This window comes from Pseudofrankia saprophytica (assembly GCF_000235425.2).
GTDB lineage: Bacteria > Actinomycetota > Actinomycetes > Frankiales > Frankiaceae > Pseudofrankia > Pseudofrankia saprophytica.
The window spans coordinates 3135125-3156382 of sequence record NZ_KI912266.1 but is presented as its reverse complement, the minus strand read 5'-3'; the positions used below and the strand labels follow the sequence as shown (position 1 = coordinate 3156382).

17 protein-coding genes are annotated in these 21258 nt (G+C 69.4%); 8 read left to right on the top strand and 9 right to left on the bottom strand.

Annotation, left to right across the window (positions count from 1 at the left end; genetic code table 11):
• Positions 1-29 precede the first annotated feature (29 nt).
• Entirely contained in the window at positions 30-362 is a 333-nt protein-coding gene (locus tag FRCN3DRAFT_RS0213040) for a hypothetical protein (RefSeq protein WP_131803615.1), read from the top strand.
• Entirely contained in the window at positions 359-1750 is a 1392-nt protein-coding gene (locus FRCN3DRAFT_RS0213035; RefSeq protein ID WP_007514094.1) for an ABC transporter substrate-binding protein, read from the top strand. Before FRCN3DRAFT_RS0213040 ends, FRCN3DRAFT_RS0213035 begins: the two co-directional genes overlap by 4 nt.
• 391 nt (positions 1751-2141) lie before the next feature.
• Here the strand turns inward: FRCN3DRAFT_RS0213035 and FRCN3DRAFT_RS0213030 are convergent, their stop codons facing one another.
• The 9 genes from FRCN3DRAFT_RS0213030 to FRCN3DRAFT_RS0212990 form a co-directional block, all read right to left on the bottom strand.
• Positions 2142-2927 carry a hypothetical protein gene (locus FRCN3DRAFT_RS0213030; RefSeq protein ID WP_007514092.1) on the bottom strand — a complete coding sequence of 262 codons (786 nt, stop codon included), beginning with the start codon at positions 2925-2927 and terminating at the stop codon, positions 2142-2144.
• A 374-nt stretch (positions 2928-3301) separates the two neighbouring features.
• Entirely contained in the window at positions 3302-4747 is a 1446-nt protein-coding gene (locus tag FRCN3DRAFT_RS0213025) for an aldehyde dehydrogenase (protein WP_007514091.1), read from the bottom strand.
• Positions 4748-5117: 370 nt separating this feature from the next.
• Positions 5118-6860: an N-acyl-D-amino-acid deacylase family protein gene (locus tag FRCN3DRAFT_RS0213020; RefSeq protein ID WP_007514088.1), complete on the bottom strand. Its 1743-nt coding sequence runs from the start codon at positions 6858-6860 to the stop codon at positions 5118-5120.
• Positions 6861-7195: 335 nt separating this feature from the next.
• Positions 7196-8170 (bottom strand): alpha/beta hydrolase, encoded by a 975-nt coding sequence (locus FRCN3DRAFT_RS0213015; protein ID WP_027140529.1) that lies wholly within the window; start codon positions 8168-8170, stop codon positions 7196-7198.
• 45 nt (positions 8171-8215) lie between these two features.
• A complete protein-coding gene (locus tag FRCN3DRAFT_RS0213010; protein WP_007514086.1) occupies positions 8216-9232 on the bottom strand; it encodes a TIGR03617 family F420-dependent LLM class oxidoreductase in 1017 nt (338 codons plus the stop codon).
• 198 nt (positions 9233-9430) lie between these two features.
• Positions 9431-10249 (bottom strand): maleylpyruvate isomerase family mycothiol-dependent enzyme, encoded by an 819-nt coding sequence (locus tag FRCN3DRAFT_RS0213005; RefSeq protein ID WP_007514085.1) that lies wholly within the window; start codon positions 10247-10249, stop codon positions 9431-9433.
• Entirely contained in the window at positions 10239-11072 is an 834-nt protein-coding gene (locus FRCN3DRAFT_RS0213000; protein ID WP_007514084.1) for an SDR family oxidoreductase, read from the bottom strand. The genes FRCN3DRAFT_RS0213005 and FRCN3DRAFT_RS0213000 overlap by 11 nt, the downstream gene beginning before the upstream one ends.
• Positions 11073-11125: 53 nt before the next feature.
• Positions 11126-11803, bottom strand: coding sequence for a TetR family transcriptional regulator (locus FRCN3DRAFT_RS0212995; protein ID WP_007514083.1), 678 nt, complete (start codon positions 11801-11803; stop codon positions 11126-11128).
• 43 nt (positions 11804-11846) lie between these two features.
• The gene (locus FRCN3DRAFT_RS0212990; protein WP_007514082.1) at positions 11847-12689 is read right to left on the bottom strand and encodes an enoyl-CoA hydratase/isomerase family protein; all 843 of its coding nucleotides are present in this window, start codon (positions 12687-12689) and stop codon (positions 11847-11849) included.
• Between the two features lie 243 nt (positions 12690-12932).
• Here FRCN3DRAFT_RS0212990 and FRCN3DRAFT_RS0212985 point away from each other — a divergent pair, with 243 nt between their 5' ends.
• From FRCN3DRAFT_RS0212985 to FRCN3DRAFT_RS0212960, 6 genes are all read left to right on the top strand, one after another.
• Complete coding sequence (locus FRCN3DRAFT_RS0212985) at positions 12933-15098, top strand: acyl-CoA dehydrogenase family protein (protein ID WP_007514081.1); 2166 nt, start codon at positions 12933-12935, stop codon at positions 15096-15098.
• A gap of 54 nt (positions 15099-15152) precedes the next feature.
• On the top strand, positions 15153-16001 hold the full coding sequence (locus FRCN3DRAFT_RS0212980) for an SMP-30/gluconolactonase/LRE family protein (RefSeq protein WP_007514080.1): 849 nt from the start codon (positions 15153-15155) through the stop codon (positions 15999-16001).
• Between the two features lie 51 nt (positions 16002-16052).
• The gene (locus FRCN3DRAFT_RS44305) at positions 16053-17087 is read left to right on the top strand and encodes an LLM class flavin-dependent oxidoreductase (RefSeq protein ID WP_007514079.1); all 1035 of its coding nucleotides are present in this window, start codon (positions 16053-16055) and stop codon (positions 17085-17087) included.
• Positions 17088-17285: 198 nt separating this feature from the next.
• Positions 17286-18833: an acyl-CoA synthetase gene (locus FRCN3DRAFT_RS0212970; protein ID WP_007514078.1), complete on the top strand. Its 1548-nt coding sequence runs from the start codon at positions 17286-17288 to the stop codon at positions 18831-18833.
• Between the two features lie 160 nt (positions 18834-18993).
• Positions 18994-20271 (top strand): ABC transporter substrate-binding protein, encoded by a 1278-nt coding sequence (locus FRCN3DRAFT_RS0212965; protein WP_232794027.1) that lies wholly within the window; start codon positions 18994-18996, stop codon positions 20269-20271.
• Between the two features lie 190 nt (positions 20272-20461).
• Positions 20462-21253, top strand: coding sequence for an alpha/beta fold hydrolase (locus FRCN3DRAFT_RS0212960; RefSeq protein ID WP_007514076.1), 792 nt, complete (start codon positions 20462-20464; stop codon positions 21251-21253).
• Positions 21254-21258 lie beyond the last annotated feature (5 nt).

Below are 21258 nucleotides of genomic sequence, written 5' to 3'. Positions count from 1 at the left end.
TCCTCGACGGTCAGCCAGCCGAAGGCATCGTGACGCTAGCAAGGCTGGCATATGCGATACAGCTCTCGCCACGCTGGCGATCTTCTGATCAGGTCGTCGCCATCGAACGGGTCCCCTTGCCGAAGAAAAGACCAGCCGTGCTGGCCAAGCTACGCAGCCACGACCGCCCCGTCGGGCCGAATGATCCCGCCGTAGTCGCGCTCAACAGAATCAACGCCGTTTCGCTCGGCTGTCTGCAGTCGACGTTTGGCGTCCTGGCTATCGACCTCGCCGAGCTCACCTTCGTATCCCTCTGCGGCGCGGCCGCTGTCGGAAGCTACCCGTCACGTCCGGACGTTCTCCAAGAAGGAGAAAAACTGTGATCTTGCTGCGTTCCCATCGAGCGCGGGCCGGGTTGGCCGGCGTCGCGGCGCTGGTGGCCGCGGTCACGTTCGCCTCGTGCAGCTCCACCACCGACAACGGCACCTCCTCGGCACCCGTCGACCTGGGCACGCCGATGGACGCCGCCGCCGCCAGCAAACTGGCGATCGAGAAGGCCGGGCCGATCCAGTTCGCGACCGGCAGCACGGTCCGCGGCGTCAACGGCAAGGTCATCACGATCGGTGGCGTCGCCGACGTCAAGGACACGACCGGTATCGAGAACTTCCCGGGCGTGTGCGACGGCGCGAAGGCGCGGTTCGAACGCGCCAACCGCGAGGGCGGAGTGAACGGCTACACCTTCTCCTACGTCGGCTGCGCCGATAGCGGCGGCGACCCGACCAAGTCCAAGGACGCCGTTACCGAGATGGTCGAGGACAAGAAGGTCTTCGGCCTGGTGCCCTTCACCGCGACGGTCTCCACCGTCGGGGACTACCTCAACGACAAGCACGTGCCCTACTTCGGCTGGGGCATCTCGAACGACTACTGCGGCTGGAACAACCGCCAGTTCGGCTTCTCCATCACCCAGTCGGTCGCCTGCACAGGTGTGCTGCCCGGGCAGACGTTCTACTCGTCCGCCGGCCTGGAAAGCTACCTGGCGGGTGCCGGCAAGAAGCCGGTCGACGTGAGCGCCGCGTTCGTCGGGCTGGGCGCCGCCGCTTCGGAGAACTCCGTCAAAAGCTTCGCGAAGATGGCCGTCGGGCTCGGCATGAAGGCACCCTACGCCAAGTCCCCGATCCCGGGCCCCGGGGCGCCGCCGCTGTCCGACTACACCCCGATCGCCCGCGACATCATCGCCAGCGGCGCGAACCTCGTCGCATCGACGACCGCCCCAGGCACGATCTTCCCGCTCGTCGCCGCGCTGCGCTCCTCCGGCTACACCGGCGACATCCTCATCTACTTCGCCGACCCACGCCTAGCCCCCCTCGCCGACCAGCTCGACGGCGTCTACGCCATGACGCCCAACTTCGGCTCCGGCGTCTTCCCCAGCGCCACCTTCAAGCAGATCGACGCCGACCTGAAGGCCGTCGGTTCCCAGGCCGACGCCAGCGCGTCGGGAACCCTGACCTCCTACGGCGCCGCCGACCTGTTCCTCAAGGCCTTCGCGAAGATCAACGGCTCGGTCACCACCGAGGCCCTCGCCAAGGTCCTCAACTCCGGGTTCGACTACCCCGCGCTCGGCAACGCGCTGTGCGGCTCCACCTGGCCCGCCGGACGCCTCCTGGGCAACGACTGCGCCGCCATCGTCCGCTTCGACGGCCCCAAGAAGACCATCGAACCGATCAAGGACCTCCAGACCTTCGGCCACGAATACCTCTTCCCCCTAACCTGACCACCTCCACGCACGACCCGAAGGCGGTGCGACCGATCCCCAGTCGCACCGCCTCGGCAATCTGGAGGCCGCACCGCCGGCCGGAGATCTGAGCGGTCCAATCAGACGCATCGACCGCCTCGGCGGCCTCCTCCACGAATACCAACGAGCCGCGTGATCAATTGCCTGACCTGCGCAATCGTCTAGTTGCACCCTTCAGGGAGGTTCTGGCCACGCGGGAACGCCAGCAGCCGGCTGATCCGGATGCCCTCGTTGGAGAGGCGTCCTTGCCTGTCAAGAAGCTCTCGTTTCGCCTCATCGAGCCCGGGTCGACCGCCTGCGTGCTGATCGACTCCATCAACGAATTCATCATTTCGGCTGCGAGCTCGGGGGCTTCGAGGTCCACAAATAGTCACGGCTCCGCGCTGACTGGAAACGTGGCCGTAACTTCGCCGAGCCCCTGGTATGTGGCGCGGATCAACGCGCCGGCCTCCACTGAGAAGAAGCTAGTCGATGAACTGGTAATGATGATGTCACCCGCTTTTACAGCCGCACCCCGTCGCATGCGGTTGATTCCGACGACGACTGGGAGAAAGGGGTTGTCGAAGGGGTGGCAGCCGATCACCGAGACGAGTTCACGGTCTGATTCGGTCAACCGCAACGCCACGTCCTCGAATGCCACCTCCCGCCACTGGGGGATCTCGTCACCGACCACGATACAGCCGTTGGAGATGTGGTCGGACAGCGAGCCGTACAACGACCCTTGACCATTGGAGGAGCCCGCGACGAAGCGTGATCCGATGACCTCGAACCCGACGACTGCCGTTACCGCGTCCATGATCTCGCCAATACTGTAATTACGGTCCTGCACGGGCAGGTCGCGGTCGACGCGAAACATGATCTCGGGCTCGATGAGCCGCATCGGCGAGATTAGGGCGGGGATCTCCGCGCCGCTTTGGTAGACGTCGTAGATCGGCGCATAGAACAGCGGGTGCATTGGCTTGTATACCGTATAGCTTTTCCACCCCAGCACCGGTCGGTCGATCCTGGCGCTCACGGCGTCGATGATTCGCTGTACATCCGCCGTGTGCTCCGGCGTCACGTCTGCCGGCAATCCAGCCAGCACCAACCGTCCCTTGCGTGCTGCCACGAGCATGTCTGCCGCGGACCGGATCTCGTCATCGGTGAGATGCTTCACTGCGCGGAACCTCCTGTGCCGTGCGGTATCCGGCGATGACCCGGGCGACCGCTGCTTCGCAGAGCACGCGTGCTTGGAACGCGCCGGCCGGACCGATGGGATCCGCCCCGGCTGCAGTCCACAGTGCGACGCCGGCCACCACGACCCGCGCCTTGAGCCGGTGTCCTGCGTCAGGAATTTCAGGGGCTGGCTATTCCCGGTCCGGCCAGTCCGCCGGTCGGGTTGTTGTGAGGTGTTCGGGAGGGGCCGGTACCTAGTGTCTCGTGATGCTGCTTCCTTGTTGTTTCGACTCCAAGGATCAAGCATATGACCTGTGGAGATGACTTAGAGTGGCATAAAACGGTCCGGAATCACGAGACACTAGGGAAGGCCGGTCAGCCCTTCGGCAGGACCAGCGTCTGGGTCTCCAGGTAGGCATCGAGGCCCTCGATGCCCATCTCGCGGCCGATGCCGGACTGCTTGAACCCGCCGAAGGGGTTCTTCAGGTCCATGTAGGAACCGGAGTTGACGGCGAAGGAGCCGGTGCGTACCCGCTTGCCGACGGCCACGCCGTGTGCCTCGTCGGCGGTCCAGACGGAGCCGGACAGGCCGTAGGTGGAGTCGTTGGCGATGCGGACCGCGTCCTCCTCGGTGTCGTAGGGGATTACCGACAGGACGGGACCGAAGATCTCCTCCTGGGCGATCCGCATCCCGTTGTCGACGTCGACGAACAACGTGGGCTCGACGTACCAGCCGCTGGGGGCGTCCTTGGGGCGCCCGCCGCCGCAGACGAGCCGGGCACCCTGATCGATACCGGATCCGATCAGGCCTTCGACGCGGTCGCGCTGGCGGCTGGCGACGAGCGGGCCGACGATGGTCTCGGGGTCGTTCGGGTCGGCGGCCCTGGTGGCGGCGACGAGGTCGGCGAGTCCGTCGACGATCTCCTTGTAGCGGGAGCGGGGCGCCAGGACCCGAGTCTGCGCGGCGCAGATCTGGCCGCTGTTGGCGAACGCCGCCGGTATCAGTGCCGGCAGCACGGTCGAAAGGTCGGCGTCGTCGAGGACGATCGATGCCGACTTGCCGCCGAGTTCCAGCGTGCAGCGCTTGAGTTGCTCGCCGCAGATCGCGGCGACGCGCCGTCCGACGGCGGTGCTGCCGGTGAAGCACACCTTGTCCAGGCCGGGGTGGCGGACCAGGACCTCGCTCATCTCCCGGTCCGCGGCGATGATGTTGATGACGCCCGGCGGCAGGCCGACCGACTCCAGGACCTCGGCCAGCAGGTAGCCGGTCAGCGGCGACTCGGGCGCAGACTTGACGATCATGGTGGAGCCGGAGGCGAGGGTCGCCCCGATCTTCGAGGCCGTCAGGAAGAGCGGGACGTTCCAGGGAACGATCCCGGCGCAGACGCCGACCGGTGCCTTCGCCACCAGGATCCGGCCGAGGAGACCAGGCCGCTCCTGCTCGAACGGGAAGGTGTCGAGCAGCTCGGCGAAGCCGTCGAGCACCATGGCCGCGGCGAAGGTGTTGCCGAACAGCGCGAACGTGCTCGGCGCGCCCATCTCGGTGGTGAGGGTCTCGGCGAACTCCTGGGAACGGGCCTGGATCGCCGCCGAGATCGCGCGGATCATCGACGCTCGTTCGGCGGGCGAGGTGCCTGGCCACGGGCCGTCCTCGAACGCCGCGCGGGCGGAGGCGACGGCCGCGTCGATGTCGGCCTCGCTCGCCTCGGGGACGGTGGCGACGACCTCCTCGGTTTGCGGGGATATGACGTTGATCGCGCGGTCGCTCGCCGGCGCCACCCACGATCCGCCGATGTACAGGCTGTCCTTCACGATGGTCATCACGATCTCCGGATCTCGGCGAATGCCGCTGGACTTGGGAGGGCTGGTCAGAGGGGCCGCTCAGGCGGCGAGGGCTAGGAACGCCGCCGACGGGCGTCGGTCAGGCGGGAAGGATGCGGACCGGCCGCGCCGAGGTCGTTGGCGGATCCGTAAGCCTCGCGGAGGGGCCGGCCGGGTCCTGGGCCCCTGTCCACGGCGAGCCTGGTCACGAGGTACGGCTTCACCGTGGTCCTGGCGAGCGGCGTCAGTTCGACAGGGTGCGGATCCGGCGATCACCGGTGAGGTACGGGTCGGTGGCACCCCTTGCGGCAGCAGGTGCGTAGGCCACAGCCGCGATGCGACACCCGCCCATTGCCAGTCTCGGCGAGGCTCAGCGCGGCGATGGCTGTTCGCCGCGTATCACCCGACCGGGTCGGGCGTCGGTCGGTTCACCGTCGCGGATCACGACCTGGCCGGACACGAGGGTGGCGGCGTAGCCGTCGGCCCGCTGAATGAAGCGCTTCGCGCCGCCTGGCAGATCGTGGACGATCTGGGGAGCCCGCACCCGTAGCCGCTCGTAGTCGATCAGGTTCAGATCGGCCTTGTAGCCCGGGGCAATCACGCCGCGATCGCGTATGCCGAACAGCCGGGCGGTGTCGCGGGTCTGCTTGCGGATGATGTATTGCAGCGGGAGCCGCGGGCCGCGGGTCCGGTCCCGGGTCCAGAGCGTGAGGTTGGTCGTGGGAATGCTGGCGTCGCAGATGATCCCGCAGTGCGCGCCGCCGTCCCCGAGGCCGATCACGGCCTGCGGATGCAGCAGCATCTCCCGAACCGGATCGAGGCTTGAATCCGCATAGTTCTGGATCGGCATCATGAACAACTGGTCGGGGCCGCCCGCGACCGTGAGGTCATAGAGCACCTCGAAGGCGGTACGGCCGGACGTGCGGGCGAGGTGCCCGATGCTGGCCTCGACGGCCGGTTCGTAGTCCAGCTCGTCGGTGACCGGGATCGTCCGGTCGGCGAACAGGACCAGGATCAACGGCCTGCCTTCAGGATCTGGTTCGGACAGGATCGCGTCGCGGATCGCCGGCTCCCGTAGCCGGTCCAGCCGCTGTGCCGGTGCCAGCGACACGAGCCGTTGCCAGGTCGGCCGGTGCATGAACGGGTGGTAGGTGGTCTCCAGGCCGAACAGCAGACCGGAGGCGCGTCCCGCGACCTGGGGAATCAGCGGATCGCCTGCCTCGGCGGCCGCGGTAGCCGCGGCGAGCAGGTCGAGGTACTCGCGCGGCGAGTCGTTGGTCTGGTTCATGCCGAACGTGACCGGCCGGTCGATCTCCTTGGCGAGCCGGGTCATCCACGCGACCTCTTTGTACGGATCGGCGTGGTCGGCGCCGACGATGCCGGCCGGCGCGACCTCGAAGACACCGGCGCCCACATCGCGCAGCGCCCGGCCGATGCCGAACAACTCGTCCTCGGCGGCAAACGTTCCCGGCACCGGCTCGCCGTCGATCGCACGGTGGGTCAGGGTGCGCGAGGTCGAGAAACCCAGCGCCCCGGCGCGGAGGGCCTCGGCGACCAGCGTCGCCATCCGTTCGATGTCGGCTGGCGTGGCCGGCTCGTTGCGGGCTCCACGCTCCCCCATGACGTAGGCCCGCAGTGGGCCGTGCGCGATCTGGACGCCGATGTCGAGGCTGCGCGGGGTGCTTTCGAGCGCATCGAGGTACTCAGGGAAGGTCTCCCAGGCCCACCGCATCCCCTCGACGAGGGCGGAGCCGGGAATGTCCTCGACGCCCTCCATGAGGCTGACCAGCCAGTCGCGCCTGTCCGGTGCCGCGGGCGCGAAGCCGACGCCGCAGTTGCCGGCCACCACCGTTGTCACCCCGTGCCAGCAGGACGGCGTCAGTAGCGGATCCCAGGTCGCCTGTCCATCGTAGTGAGTGTGGATGTCGACGAATCCCGGCGTGACGAGCAGTCCGTCGGCGTCGATCCGCTCGCGCGCAGCTCCGTCGAGAACGCCCGGTTCCGTCACGGCGGCAAGAATGCCGTCGCGTACTGCGACGTCGGCGACCCGCGGCGTGGCGCCGGTCCCGTCGACGACAGTGCCACCGGTGATGACAAGATCGTACGCGGCCATGATCTGAACCTCGATTCAGAACGTTGAAGAGATGCTACGAATCGGGCAACAATCGCGGTCAACCGATTGGCCGGATCACGTCCCGCCGGCAGGTGCCCTCGTTCCCCGAACCGTGGTGCCTGCCGGCCTGTGGGGTTCCAGAACTCGGCCACCTGCGTCGACCTGGCTTTTACCAGGCTCGTTCGTATTCGTTCGAGTAGAACTCACTGATCACCGCCGAGAGGTCACGGAAGGATGCGTCGCGTGTCGATGACCAGGCCGTTCACGAGGTCACCAGGGGCCCAGACCAGCGCCATGTCATCCGGTGGCGCCGGCTCGGTCGAGGTCAGGAGCGGTCAGCCGGGCCAGTGGGCGTCGACGAAGCGGCGGACCTCATGGTTCAGATCGGCATCCTCCGGTGCCATGCCGAGGAAGCCGGCGTGGCCGGCCGCCTCCATGACGTGCAGTTCGGCGGCGATGCCGGCGGCGCGCAGGGCGCGGTGCATCCGCACCGTGTTCGACAGGAACAGGTCTCTGGTGCCGGTGGTGAGCAGGGTGGGCGGGAAGCCCTGGGCGAAGTCGCCGAAAAGCGGGGAGAGGTAGGGATCGGCCAGGTCGTGGCCGGCGGCGTAGAGCTGGTTCACCGGCATGAGGCTGCCCTGCAGTACCGGGTCGAGGCCCAGGTTCGTCTGGAAGGAGTCGCCGGACTCGGTGAGGTCGGCCTCCGGGGTGTTGAGCACCGCGGCGGCCGGCAGCGGCAACCCCTCGTCGCGTGCCCGTAGCAGCAGCGCCGCCGCCAGGTTGCCGCCGGCAGACGCGCCGCCGACGATGATCTGCTCGGGGTGGTAGTTCTCCAACAACGCCCGGTAGACGGCGACGCAGTCGTCCAGCGGCGTCGGGTACGGGTGGTCGGGCGGCATCCGGTAGTCGACCGCCCAGACCCGGGTGCCCAGCCGGGCCGCGGTGTGCACGGCCATCTCCCGGCAGACCACGCCACCGCCAAGGATCAGCGCGCCGCCATGGATGTCCAGGTAAACGCGGCCGTCGGGCGCACCGGACGGGGTGACCACGTAGACCGGCACGCCGTCGACGTCGGCGTCTTCGACGGTCACCGCGGCGTCGACCGGCCGACTGCCCACCATCGCGGCCAGCATTTCGTGCCGGCCGGCGATCATCTTCTTCCAGGCCGCCACGTCATCGTGCGGCGGGTAGCCGGTGTCCGCCTGCCGTGGCGCGGCGAGGATCGCTCGCGCCTCGGGGCTGATAGACGACGGGATGGGAATGTCGCGCGCCGGCAGGTGCACTGACTGCCGGCCTTCGACGGTGGTCATGATGGCTCTCCCGTGGGCAATGTCGGTGGGCATGCGGGGCACGAGCTACCTCTGGGCCAGCTCCTTGATCATTTCCGCACCGGCGGCCATCCGCTCGGGGTCGTTGTCTGGTAGACCGATCTGTACCCGGTCGACCAGGCCGCCCCAGCGGCGGGCGATCTCGCCGGCGACGGCGGCGGGCTCCACGACGACCGCGAACGCCTCCACGACCTCGCGGGGCACCGCCTGCGCCATCCGCGCCCACTCGCCCCGTTTGGACAGCAGGTGCAGCTCGTCGCCGAGCTCGCCCCAGCCGTGGTGTTCCAGCACGGGCCGGTAGGCCGGAGTGGACCCGTAGAAGGCGAGCTGGTGGCGGGCCGCGCCGAGGTTCGCCGCCAGCTCCGCCTCGTCTCGGCCCGTGACCGCGAAGACCGGGACGGAGACCTCGATGTCGGCCCGGGTCCGGCCGGCGGCCGCCAGCCCCCGCTCCAGATGGCGCAGGGTCACCTCCCGCAGATAGTCGGGAGTGGTGAAGCCATGTGCCAGCAGGCCGTCGGCCACCTCGCCGGCCACCGCGGTCATCGCCGGCCCGACCGCGGCGACGAACACCGCCGGGTCCCCGAACTCGGACGGGCCATGGCTGAACATCGGCGTCATCAGGGTGTGCTGGTAGAACTCGCCTTCGAAGCGCAGCGGGTCGCCGGTGGCCCAGGACGCCCAGATCGCCCGCATGGCCGCGACATACTCCCGCATCCGTGCCGCCGGACGCGACCACGGCATCGAGAACCGTCGGGTGATGTGCGGCCTGATCTGGCTGCCGATGCCCAGCACGAACCTGCCGTGCGAGAGCCGGTGCAGATCGGAGGCAAGCACGGCGAGCGTCATCGGGCTGCGCGCGAACGCCACGGCGATCCCGGTACCCAGCCTGATCCGCTCTGTCGCCACGGCAGCCAGCGTCAGTGGCGGGAATGGGTCGTGCGCGACCTCGGCGACGTTCATCCCGTCGAACCCGAGCTCCTGGGCCAACCGGGCCCGCTCCCCCACCAACGCCAGATCGTCATGAACGATCGCGTCGACCTTCATGCTGCCTTCCTCCAGGCATCGCGCTTCCTGACCGGCGCGGCGCGATTCTCCACAGGCGCGCTCCGAACCGCTTGGTGATGACAAGAACCCCGTGCGCCCCCGGCTCTCCTTCTAGAAAGTGCCCACCGCGGAAGGCGCGTGCAGGTCGGCGAATCTGCCGGCCGCGACGTCGGTATGACGTCTGGCCGCGTTCGGCCGCTAGTAGACGCGGAACGCGTCGAGTGCCCTTTCCGCATATGCGACGTCACCGGTGATCTTGACCCGGCCCTGTCGAGATTCTCGTCCGGTTCCCCACAGGATGAAGTCCGACGTCGTCGACTTCACCGTCGCCCGTGTCGGTTCGTCGGTCGACGTTTCGACTGATGCGGCGTGTGGTGTGAGTCGAAACGTCGCGGCGCCGGGTCCGGTCAGGATGAAGGTCAGCGGGTCGGTGAGCAGGTCCCGGAACCGTTCGGTGGTCATCTGCGGGATGCAGCCCGTGAGCCACCGGAGGGAGGCCGACAGGCGTCCGGCGTCCAGGTCGGGCAGGGTGCGTCGGACTTGCCCGCGAGGCGTGAGGACGTCCCACCGGACGTGGCAGGTGTGGTCGAAGGTGAGGGCGTCGGCGAGGCTCGCGAAGGGATAGGTGCCGGCGGTTCCCATGTCCACCGGCATCGCGGCGAAGTCGTCCGGCAGCGAGGCGAAGATGTTCACCAGAGCGGGCGAGGCCGATCGGAGGATCTCGAGAAGCTCCGCGGCCGGCCGTGCGGCGAGATCCAGTGCCTGGGCGTCGACGGCCGCTTCGAACTCCTTGTTCTTGTCGTAGGGCACGGCGGGCAGCTGTCCGGTTATCGCCGCCACGCCGGCGGTGAGGTGGGCGAGCGTTGTCCGGACGGTCCATCCGTCACAGGCGGACGGGGCTTCCATCTCGTCGGCCGTCAGCCCGCTGAACACGTCGAGGCTCTCGGTGAGTGCGCGCTCGAGCGGCTCGGTGTCGAACGTCGTCAGGCCGCCGGCCGGGCTGGTGTCAGAAGACATAGTCCTCTCCGGTCGCTCGCAGGGTCAGGTCGGTGACTGCCACGCCGAGCGGTTGGTCGATCACGTTCACCACGTGCTCGGCGACCTCCCCCGGTGACAGGACCCAGTAGCGCGCATCCGCTGGGTCCGTCTGCTCGGTGTCCAGCTTCCCCTCGAGGTACCGGGCGAGGTTGTCCTGCCATTCGGAGGCCCGGTGCGCGGCCAGGGGGGCGGCCGCCGTGGGGTCCAGGACGGTTGCGCCGAGGTTCGTTCCGACGACCCCGCTGGGGCGGACGATCGTCACCTTGATGCGCCCCTGGCTCTCGACCCGCAGCGCATTCGACAGCGTCGCGACAGCGGCTTTCGTCGCGCTGTAGACCGCGGCCCCGGCGACGCCGGCGTTGCCGTAGACAGACGAGATGTTGACGATGTGGCCGCTGTTCTGCCTGACCATCTGGTCGTACACGGCGCAGACGCCGTGCAGGACACCCTTGAGGTTGATGTCGATGCACCGGTCCCACGCGTCTGCGGCGCGGGCGTGGTCGGCGAGGAAGGCCAGCGGCATGACACCGGCATTGTTGACGAGAACGTCGAGCCGGCCGTATTGCGTGATCACCTGACTGGTCGCGTCGGCGAATGCCTGCCGGTCGCGCACGTCCAGCCCCAGCCCCAACGCGGCGCCACCGGTGGCGATGATGGACGAGGCCACCTCCGCGGCACCTGATGCATCGATGTCCGACGCGACCGCGGTCGCGCCCCGCGCCGCGGCCCGGAAGGCGATCTCACGGCCGAAACCGTTCGCCGCGCCGGTGACGAGGACGACCTTTCCGTTCAGATTCCCCATGCCGTGGACCCCATCGCATGAAAGACACGTGAAAGATTCGGATGATATGAGTGCTAACGATGGCCGGAACTCCCCGGCTCACCGCCGCCGGCCTGGCCCGTATCTCTGGTTTCGCCCGCTTCCGGGGCCTCGACGGTCACGTACGAGCGGAGAACGGTGAAGGCCGCCGCGACTTCCACGGCCGGGGAATAGTTCGCTCCCCCGGCGAGCCATTTCTCCGTCGCCACCCGAACGGCGCACAGCACGCTTCCAACCATGATGCGCGACTGGAAGAGGTCGACGTCCGGGGCGGCGAACCGCGGCGCGATCGCCCGGGCAATGGAGGTTTCCCAGTCCAGGTGTGTGGCGCTGGCGTGCGCCCGCACCGCCGGGACCTCGGCCCGCAGCCGCGCGTCGAGGATCAGGACGTCGCGCTGCCTGCGCCAGTCCTCCTGGATCGCCAGGAACGCGTTGCACAGCGCGGTGAGCGGTCCCTCGTCCGCCGGGCGGGCCTCAATGGCAGCCAGGACCGCCTCGAGGTGCCCCCGATGCACGCCGGCGACGAAGCAGCTCTCCTTCGAGTCGAAGTAACGGAAGAAGGTCGACCGGCCGATCTCGGCTCGCTCGCAGATGTCCTCGACCCGGACCGCCGCCAGACCGTGCTCCATGGCGAGCCTGACCGCGGTCCGGGCGACGTGCTCGAAGGTGCGTTCCTTCTTCCGCTCACGCAGCGATCTTTTCGTTGCTTCCATCGGTCCGGAGACTCTCACATCTGGTGTCACCTCGGCACGGCCGTCAGGAGTCGGTGTAGTTCGGGGAACGTCGCCGCAGGAAGGCGCTGACCTGTTCCTTCTGGTCCTGGGTGTAGGAGGTGAGGACCTGGGTGCGGTTCTCCAGGTCGATGCCGGCCTGCAGGCTGCCGATCTCCAGCTGGCTCCAGCTGACCTCCTTGGTCATCCACACGCCCATGGGGCTGTTGGCGCAGATCAGCGCGGCCGTCTCCAGCGCGGCGTCCACCACCTTGCCGTCGTCGACGACGCGGTTGACCAGACCGATGCGCAGCGCCTCGTCGGCGTCGACGAGACGGCCGGTGAGCAGCAGCTCGTGGGAACGGCCGGCCCCGATCAGCCGGGGGAGCAGCCAGCTCACCCCGATGTCGCAGCCCGACAGCCCGACGCGCACAAAAGCGGCGTTGAACCTCGCTGACATGGCGGCGACCCGCACGTCGCTGGCAAGGGCTAGCGCGAAGCCACCGCCGGACGCCGGGCCGTTCACCGCCGCTATCACGGGCTGACGCAGGTTGCGCAGCTTGGGAACCAGGGACGCGATGGCCTGCTGCACCCGCATCCCCGTCTGAGGGCCGGATCCTGCCTTGCTCGGCTTCGGCGGCTCGTGCAGGTCTAGCCCCGCGCAAAAGCCCCGGCCAGCACCGGTCAGCACGACGACGCGGCACTCGTCGTCCGCTGCCACTTCGTCGAGCGCCGCGTGCAGGTCCCGGACCAGCTCACCGGACATCGCGTTGAGGCGTTCCGGCCGGTTCAGCGTCAGTAACCGGACGCCCGGGGCAGGAGTGTCGGCCAGGACGGTCCGCCCCGTCTCCGGGGTGCTCCGAAGGTACAGATCGCTGTTGGTCAGCACCGCCGTCTCCCACCTGCCGGACCGATGTCCCAAGTGGGACCTTGTGCCAGTTGGTCAGATCTGTCAACATCTGCCGCAGGCGCCGGCGACAGATTGACGACGCGGCCGGCCATCCCGCCCCCTGGCACCGGGGCGCGCAGCTCCCAGGACCCTTGCCGGCGGGCCGACCTCAGGCGGCGTTGCCCGCCGCATGCCTGACTGACCCCTGCCCACGGAACTGGCCCACCGGCGGATGGAGGAGACATGGGGATAGCAATCGGCGAGGAACACCGGGCGCTCGCCCGGACTACCCAATCGCTGCTGTCCTCGCGCGACGCACGCGCGGCCGGCCGGGCCCTGTTGGACGCCGACGAGGAACACCTGCCGGGCTTCTGGAAGGAGTTCGCCGATCTCGGTCTGCTCGGGGTGCATCTGCCGGAGGAGTTCGGGGGCGGCGGTTTCGGGCTGCCGGAACTTGTGGTGATCCTCGAGGAGACCGGTAGGGCGGTCGCGCCTGGGCCCGTTCTCCCGACGGTCCTGGCGTCGGCGGTGATAGCGGCCAGTGGAGGCCCGGAGGCGCGTGCCCGCCTGCTGCCGGGACTCGCCGCGGGCACGGCCGTCGGCGCCGTCGGTCTCGGCGGGGACCTGGACCTGGACAGCGACGGACGGATGTCGGGCCGGTCCGGTGTCGTCCCGGGCGGCGCGCTCGCCGACTTCGTGCTCCTCGCGGTCGGCGAGGACCTCGTGGTGGTGTCGACGGCCGACCCCGGCGTGACGGACGAGGCCCTCGGATCGTTGGACCGGTCGCGGCGCTCCACTCGGCTCCGCCTTACCGAGGCGCGGGTGGCACCAGGCGACGTGCTGCCGGGTGCGCTGGCCCACGCCCAGGCGATCATGCGGACACTCGTCGCGGCCGAGGCGAGCGGCGGCGCGCACGAATGCGTCGAGGTCGCCGCGGCCTACGCGAAGGTGCGCGAGCAGTTCGGCAGGACCATCGGCACGTTCCAGGCCGTGAAGCACCACCTCGCGAACATGCTGGTCGCCGCCGAGCTCGCGACCGCGGCGGTGTGGGACGCGGCGCGCGCCGCGGCGGGACCAACCGAGGAGTTCGAGCTGTCGGCGGCCGTGGCGGCCACCCTCGCGGTACCGGCCTTCGTCAGGAACGCGGAACTCAACATCCAGGTACACGGCGGAACCGGCTACACCTGGGAGCACGACGCCCACCTGCTCTACCGGCGGGCCATCACCAGCAAGGCCATCGTGCCGCCGGGAACCGCCGCCGCGGACGTGACCCGTCTGGGCGGCGCGGGCGTCTCCCGGACGGCACCCGCGTTCGACCTGCCCGCGCAGGCCGAGGCGGCGCGGCCCGAGATCCGGGCGCTCGCCGCCGAGCTGGCGGCGCTCCCCGATGACGAGCGGCGCCGCCGGCTGGCCGACACCGGCTACCTGCAGCCGCACTGGCCGCGTCCGTGGGGGCTCGGCGCCTCCGCGGGACTCCAACTCGTCATCGAGCAGGAGTTCCGGGCCGCGGACCTCAAGGTCCCCAACCTGATGATCACTGGTTGGGTGATTCTGACCCTTGTCCAACACGGCACCCAGGACCAGGTCGCGCGTTGGGTCCGGCCAGCGCTCTACGGCGAGGAGCAGTGGTGCCAGTTGTTCAGCGAGCCCGGCGCCGGGTCCGACGCCGCCGCCGTGCGGACCAGAGCCGAACGGGTCCAGGGCGGCTGGGTGCTGGGCGGCCAGAAGGTCTGGACCAGTGACGCCCACCGGTGTCGGTACGGCCTTGCCACCGTGCGTACCGACCCGTCGGCGAGCAAGCACGCCGGTATCACCACGATGGTCGTCGACATGGCCACCGAGGGTGTGCAGGTACGGCCGCTGCGCCATCTCACCGGCGACCACTACTTCAACGAGGTGGTCCTCACCGACGTGTTCGTCCCCGACGCGGACGTGGTGGGGAAACCGGGCAAGGGCTGGAACGTCGCCCGCGCCACGCTCGGCAACGAACGGATCACCCTCAGCGGTAACCTCGGTGGCACCACCGCCGACCAGATGTTCGCCCTGTACCGGCAGCACGGGCACCGGGTGCCAGGAGCCGAGACCCGGTTGGGTGAACACGTCGCCGAGGCGATCGCCGTGCGGCTGCTTGACCTGCGGCGAGTGGTCCGCGCCCTGGACGGGAGCGGACCCAGCCCGGAGGGCAACGTCACCAAGCTCGTCACGGCCGAGCACGGGCAACGCGCCGCGACCCTGCTGACCGAGTTCGCCGGCCAGGACGTCGCCCTCGACGACGGCTTCGGCGGGACCGCCGGAAGGTCGCTGCTGGCGACCCGTGCGCTCACCATCGCTGGCGGCACGTCCGAGATCGCCCGGAACCAGATCGCGGAACGGATTCTCGGCCTGCCCCGAGACCCCCTGCTGTCCTAGCGCGGCTGTCCTAGCGCGCACCCGCCGCACAACGAGCCTGAACGGGAGTCCCAGATGGAGATCTTTGCCCGTGACCTCGAGTTTGTCGAGTGCCCTCGCTGGCACGACGGCGCGCTGTGGTTATCCGACATGTGGGCGCACACCGTCTACCGGTTCGACGACGCCGGCGGCCGTACCGCCGTGCACCGTTTCCCCGACGACGAGGACCCCGGCGGCATCGGCTGGCTGCCAGACGGCCGCATGCTGGTCGCCGGAATGGAACACAGCGTCGTCTACCGGATCGAGGACGGCACCGCCCACCCGCACGCGGATGTCTCCCACCTCGCCCCGCACGGGATCAACGACATGATCGTCACCCCGGACGGGACGGCCTACGTCACCCAGCTGGGATTCCCGATGGGCGGCGCCCCGACCGGGCAGCCCACGGTCCTGGTCCGTGTCTGTCCGGACGGCGAGGTGTCGGTCGGCGCCGACCAGATGCTGTGCCCCAACGGGGCGGCCGTCACCGCGGCCGGCGACACCCTGGTCGTGGCCGAGTCCGCAGGCCGCCGGCTGTCCCGGTTCTCGATCAAAAACGGCGAACTCGTCGACCGGACCCACGTCCCCTTGACTCCGCGAAGTGGCGAGGCACTGGTGGCCCCCGACGGGATCTGCCTGGACGAGCGGGGCGACGTGTGGGTCGCCGACCCCTGGGGCCGGCGCATCCTGCACGTCGGTCCGGGCGGCGTCGACCAGCAGATTGACGTCGAGGACATTCCCCTCGCCTGCGTGCTCGGCGGCGATGACCGGCGGACTCTGTTCGTCTGCATGAACACGGTGGCCTTCAAGCGCGACCGGCACGCCGAGCCGACCGGATCGATCGTCCAACTACCGGTGGAAGTGCCAGGAACGGGCCGGCCCTAAGCGGTCCGCGCCAGCCGGTTCAGACGACGAGAAAGGCGTGTCGAGGCGACCATGGTACGACCGGAAATCTCCGTCGCGTTACCTCCGAGCAAGAGCATCGTCGAGTACGCGCGGGCAGCGGAACGACTGGGATACCACCGCGTGTGGGTGTATGACTCGCCGGCGCTCTACGGCGACATCTGGATCGCGCTCGCGCGCATCGCCGAAGCCACCCGGCGCATCGGCGTCGGCACAGGCGTCGCGATCCCCAGCCTGCGCCATCCCATGGTGACCGCGTCGGCGATCGCCTCCGTCGAGGACCTCGCGCCCGGCCGACTCGTGGCCGCCTTCGGCACCGGCTTCACCGGCCGCAAGGCGATGGGCAAGCCCGCGATGAAGTGGGCGGACGTGGCGACGTACATCCGCCAGCTACGCGGCCTGCTGGACGGCGAGGTCGTCGAGATCGAGGGCGTGCCCTGCCAGCTGCTGCACGCGGCCGGCTGGGCGCCGCCGCGCCCCATCACCACCCCCCTGTGGCTGGCCCCCAGCGGGCCCAAAGGCCACGTGACAGCCCAGGAGCTGGACGTCGCCGGCGTCATCGTCCCCACGGTGCCGGAGCCACACCAGCGCACCGGGAGACCGACGGCGCTGCTGACCCACGGAACGATCGTCCGCCCGGGCGAGGACCACACCACACCACGCCTGGTCGAAGCCGCCGGCCCGTGGTTCGCGACCCTCTCGTTCCACGGGCTCTGGGACCTGTCCCCTGACCTGGTCGAGCAGGTTCCGGGTGGCACGGTCTGGCGTGGTGCGATGCTGGCCGCGCGCCCGCCGGAGCAGCGCCACCTCGCCGTACACGAGGGCCACATCACGGTCATCACCGAGCGGGACCGCCCCGCCGTCACCGCGGCCGGCCCCGCCATCCTCGGCACCGGTTGGACCGGCGACGCCGCGACGGTGGCCACCCGCATCCACGAAGCAGGCGAATCAGGCATCACCGAGATCGTCTACGCCCCCGCGGCCCCGGACGTCATCGACGAACTCGAAGCGTTCATGTCCGCCGCCTCGGGCGGGCACAGTCACCACGGCGTCACGCACCCTGGCTGAGCACTCGCGGACGTCGGCGCCGGCGACCTGTCCACGCGGGCCCAACCGGGCTCAGCTTGGTCGGCCTCGGTGTCGCTGACCGCCTCACCGAGGCCGACGGCGCTCGCGCGGTGCCGGCCGCGGGCTCCTCGCCGAACGCACACCGTCCTCTGCTCCGCGGCCGCGGAGGACGCCACTTGCCTCTGCTGGAGGGCTGACATGGTCTATCCCGGTGCGCACGCGCGCACCTCGCCGGACAAGCCGGCCGTCATCATGGCGGGCTCCGGAGCCCGGATGACCTACGCCGAACTCGACGCCGGGTCGACCCGGCTCGCACGGCTGTTACGGGAACGCGGTCTGCGGCCCGGCGACGCCGTGGCTCTGCTGGCGGAGAACCACCTGCGCTTCATGGAGGTGGTCTGGGCGGCGAGGCGGTCCGGGCTATACCTGACGGCGATCAACCGACACCTGTCACCGGCCGAGGCGGCATACATCCTCAACGACGCTGGCGCCAAGGCGATCGTTACCACCGGGGCCCTGGCGCCCACGGCCGTCGCCGCGGTGGCCGCCGCGCGCGGCTGCATCCACCGGTTCGTGGTCGACGGCGCCGCCGACGGCTTCGAGCCCTACGACGACGCGGTGGCGGCCCAGCCCGCGACGCCACTCGACGAGCAGCCGCGCGGCGGTCTGATGCTCTACTCGTCGGGTACGACCGGCAGGCCCAAGGGCGTGCGTCGGCCGCTGAGCGGCCGGACCGTCGACGACCCGAAGGACGTTGGCACGTCGATCCTGGCCCGACACGTGTTCGGGATGGACGAGACCTCGATCTACCTGTGTCCCACCCCGCTGTACCACTCGGCGGGGATCCAGTGGTCGACCGGTGTCCACGAGCTCGGCGCCACCCTCGTGCTCATGGAGAAATTCGACGCCGAGGGTCTGCTCGAGGTCATCGAGCGGGAAAGGGTGACCCACACGCAGGTCGTGCCCACGATGCTGGTCCGGGTCCTCAAGCTGCCTGGGGAACGACGGCTGCGCCACGACCTGTCGAGCCTGCGGCGAGTGATCCATTCGGCGGGGCCGTGCCCGCCCGACGTCAAGCGCCAGATGATCGACTGGCTCGGACCCATCGTCGACGAGTACTACGCCAGCACCGAGGGCGCGGGAATCTCCTACATCAGCGCGGCGGACTGGTTGAAGCACCCCGGCTCGGTCGGGCAAATGCTGAACGGCATCGCCCACGTCTGCGACGACGAGGGCGCCGAGCTGCCCGCCGGCCAGCCCGGCCTGCTCTACTTCGAGCAACCCGACGCCCCGTTCAGCTACCACGGCGATCCCGAGAAGACCGCGGCGAGCAGGCATCCCGACCACCCGAACTGGACGGCGGTCGGCGACATCGGCCGCCTCGACGACGAGGGCTACCTCTATCTCACCGACCGCAAGAGCTTCATGATCATATCCGGTGGCGTCAACATCTACCCGGCCGAGGTCGAGGCCCGCCTCGTGATGCACCCGAAGGTCGCCGACGTAGCCGTCTTCGGCCTACCCGACGCCGAGATGGGCGAGTTCGTGCAGGCCGTCGTCGCGCCGGCGCCCGGCGTCGAGGCGAACGAGGAACTCGCGGACGAGCTGCACCGCTACGCGCGCGACAACCTCGCCCACTACAAGGTCCCGCGGATGTTCAGCTTCCGCGACGAGTTGCCCCGGATGGCGACCGGCAAGCTGGCCAAGGGCCAGCTGCGTGACGAGTACCTGAAGGAGGTCTCCTGAGCGCCGCTCCCTGGGCGCCCCCCACAACCCCGCGCCTCGGCGGCGTCGAGGAGCGGATCAAGTCTCGAAGGAGAAGCTCATGCAGCGTGGAATTCGAACGGCCCTTGTCTTATCCATCGTCTCCTTGGTCGGGATCGCCGGCTGTGGTGGTGGTGGTGGGGTGGACGGAGGATCTGGCGGCGCCGGGGTGGTCTCGGCGGACCCCGCTTTCAGCAAGGAGGGGCCCGACCACGGCTGGAGCCAGACGAACGTGACGCTCGATCCGAAGACGCTCGCCTGCCAGGGGGCGGCGCCAAACCCGAACCGTGGTGTCACGGACACCTCAATCAAGATCGGCGGACTGGCGTCCTTGACCAGCCCGGCTGGCGCGGTGTTCGGCGACATTGACGCGGGCGCGAAGGCGCGTTTCGCGCGGGCGAACGCGGAAGGCGGTGTCGCGGGCCGCCAGATCGACTTCGTCGGAGTCCGCGACGACGGCAGCGACGCGGCTCGGGACGGCCAACAGGCGAGTGTCCTCGTCCAGCAGGAGCAGGTGTTCGCCGTGGCCCCGGTCGCCGTCTCGGCGCCGAACTTCCTGGACACGTTCTGCAAGCAGGTCGTCCCGTTCGTCGGCTGGGGAACGAACACCGCCTTCTGCGGCAACGCCATCGGCTTCGGCATCACCGGCTGCCAGACACCGGCGCCGAAAGCCCAGCGCACGGTCAGCACCGGCCCACCCATCGCCGTCGCGAAGCTGCTGCCCGCCGGCGCCGCGAAGACCATCGCCGTGGTCGGGAATGACGTCGAGGCCGCCCGCCAGGGCAACATCACCATCGGCCAGGGCTTCGAGTCCGCCGGATTCAAGGTCGTCTACCAGAAGTCACCGGTACCTCTGTCCGGCCTGACCGATCCGACCCCCATCGTCAGCGCGATCATGACGGCGGACGGGGGAAAGCCGCCAGCCGCCGTGTTCACGGTCCTCCAGTTCGCCGACTCCGTCAAAATGGTCTCCGCGCTCAAGGCGGCCGGTTACAAGGGCATCCTCATCACCCCGATCTACGACCCCCGCCTCGCCGGCGTGGCCGAGCTTGACGACACCTACGCCATCGTGGGGTGGCAGCCCGGGATCTCCACCGACGTCCCCGCCATCGCGCAGATGGTCAAGGACCTCGCCGCCTACGCCCCCGGGGTCGCGCTCAGCACGCCCGTCATGGCCGGCTACTGGTCAGCGGACCTGGTCATCAGCGCGCTGCGGAAGGTCGGGCGCAATCTCACCGTCGACAGCTTCCTGAAAGTACTCAACGACAACTTCACCAACTACGTCCCAGGAGCGCTGCCCGAGACGCGCTGGCCGCTCAACCACATCGCCCCCTCACCCTGCGGAACCCTCGCCCACCTGAAGGACAAGACCTGGACCGCGCCTCCCGAGACCTGCGGCGTCATCACACCGGCGCCGTAGGCCCCACCAGGGCCGGGACGCATCAAATGTTCGTGGCGCCGCCGCCGCCCGCGGGCGGCGGCGGCGCCACGAAGAAGACGTCGGACCGTGACCCGCGCCAGGCAGGGCACGGGGCGTTGATCGCCCGCCGGGCGTCACCCGAACACCGCTGAACGCCAAACAGCAGCAGCGAGAACGACGGAGGCCGACGATGAGCGCAGAGGCCACGGGTGGCCACTTACTGCTGGTACACGGCGCATTTCACCGAGGCGCCAGCTGGCAGCCGCTGACAGCGGAACTACGGCGACGTGGATACACGGTGGACGCCGTTGACCTCCCCGGCCGTGACGATCCCGCCGTGGCCGCCACCGCGACCCTCGCCGACTTCGTCGAGACCGTCGTCGAACGGATCCACGCCGCCCGCGGGCCGGTCATCCTGGTCGGGCACAGCATGGGCGGCCTCACCATCACCCAGGCGGCCGAGATCGTGCCCGACCTGGTCGGCTGCCTGGTCTACCTGGCCGCGTTCGTCCCGGCAGACGGCCAGTCGCTGATCGACATCGGCGGCCACCAGGACTTCGCCGACTCGCTGGTCATCACCAGCCAGCGGTTCGACGAGGAAAGACGCGTCAGTTATGTACCGGTCGAGCTCGGCCGCGAGACGTTCTACACCGACGTCCCGGAGACCGACTACGGCCGCTTCGGGGCACTGCTGGTACCCGAATCACCCCTCGTAACCGCCGAACCCGTAGCACTCACCGACGAGCGATGGGGACAGGTCCGCAAGGTCTACGTCGAGACCGCGCAGGATCTCGCGCTCCCGATCGCATGCCAGCGCCGGATGCACCAGGCCGCGCGGGTCGACGCCGTCCACACCCTGGATACCGCGCACTCCCCGTTCGTCACCGCCGTGCCCGCGCTCGCCGCCATCCTCGGCGGCGAGGCGGACCGGCTGGCGCTCGGCTCCGGCGGAGCTGGGAAAACCGCGGCGGCGCGGCCCTGACGTCG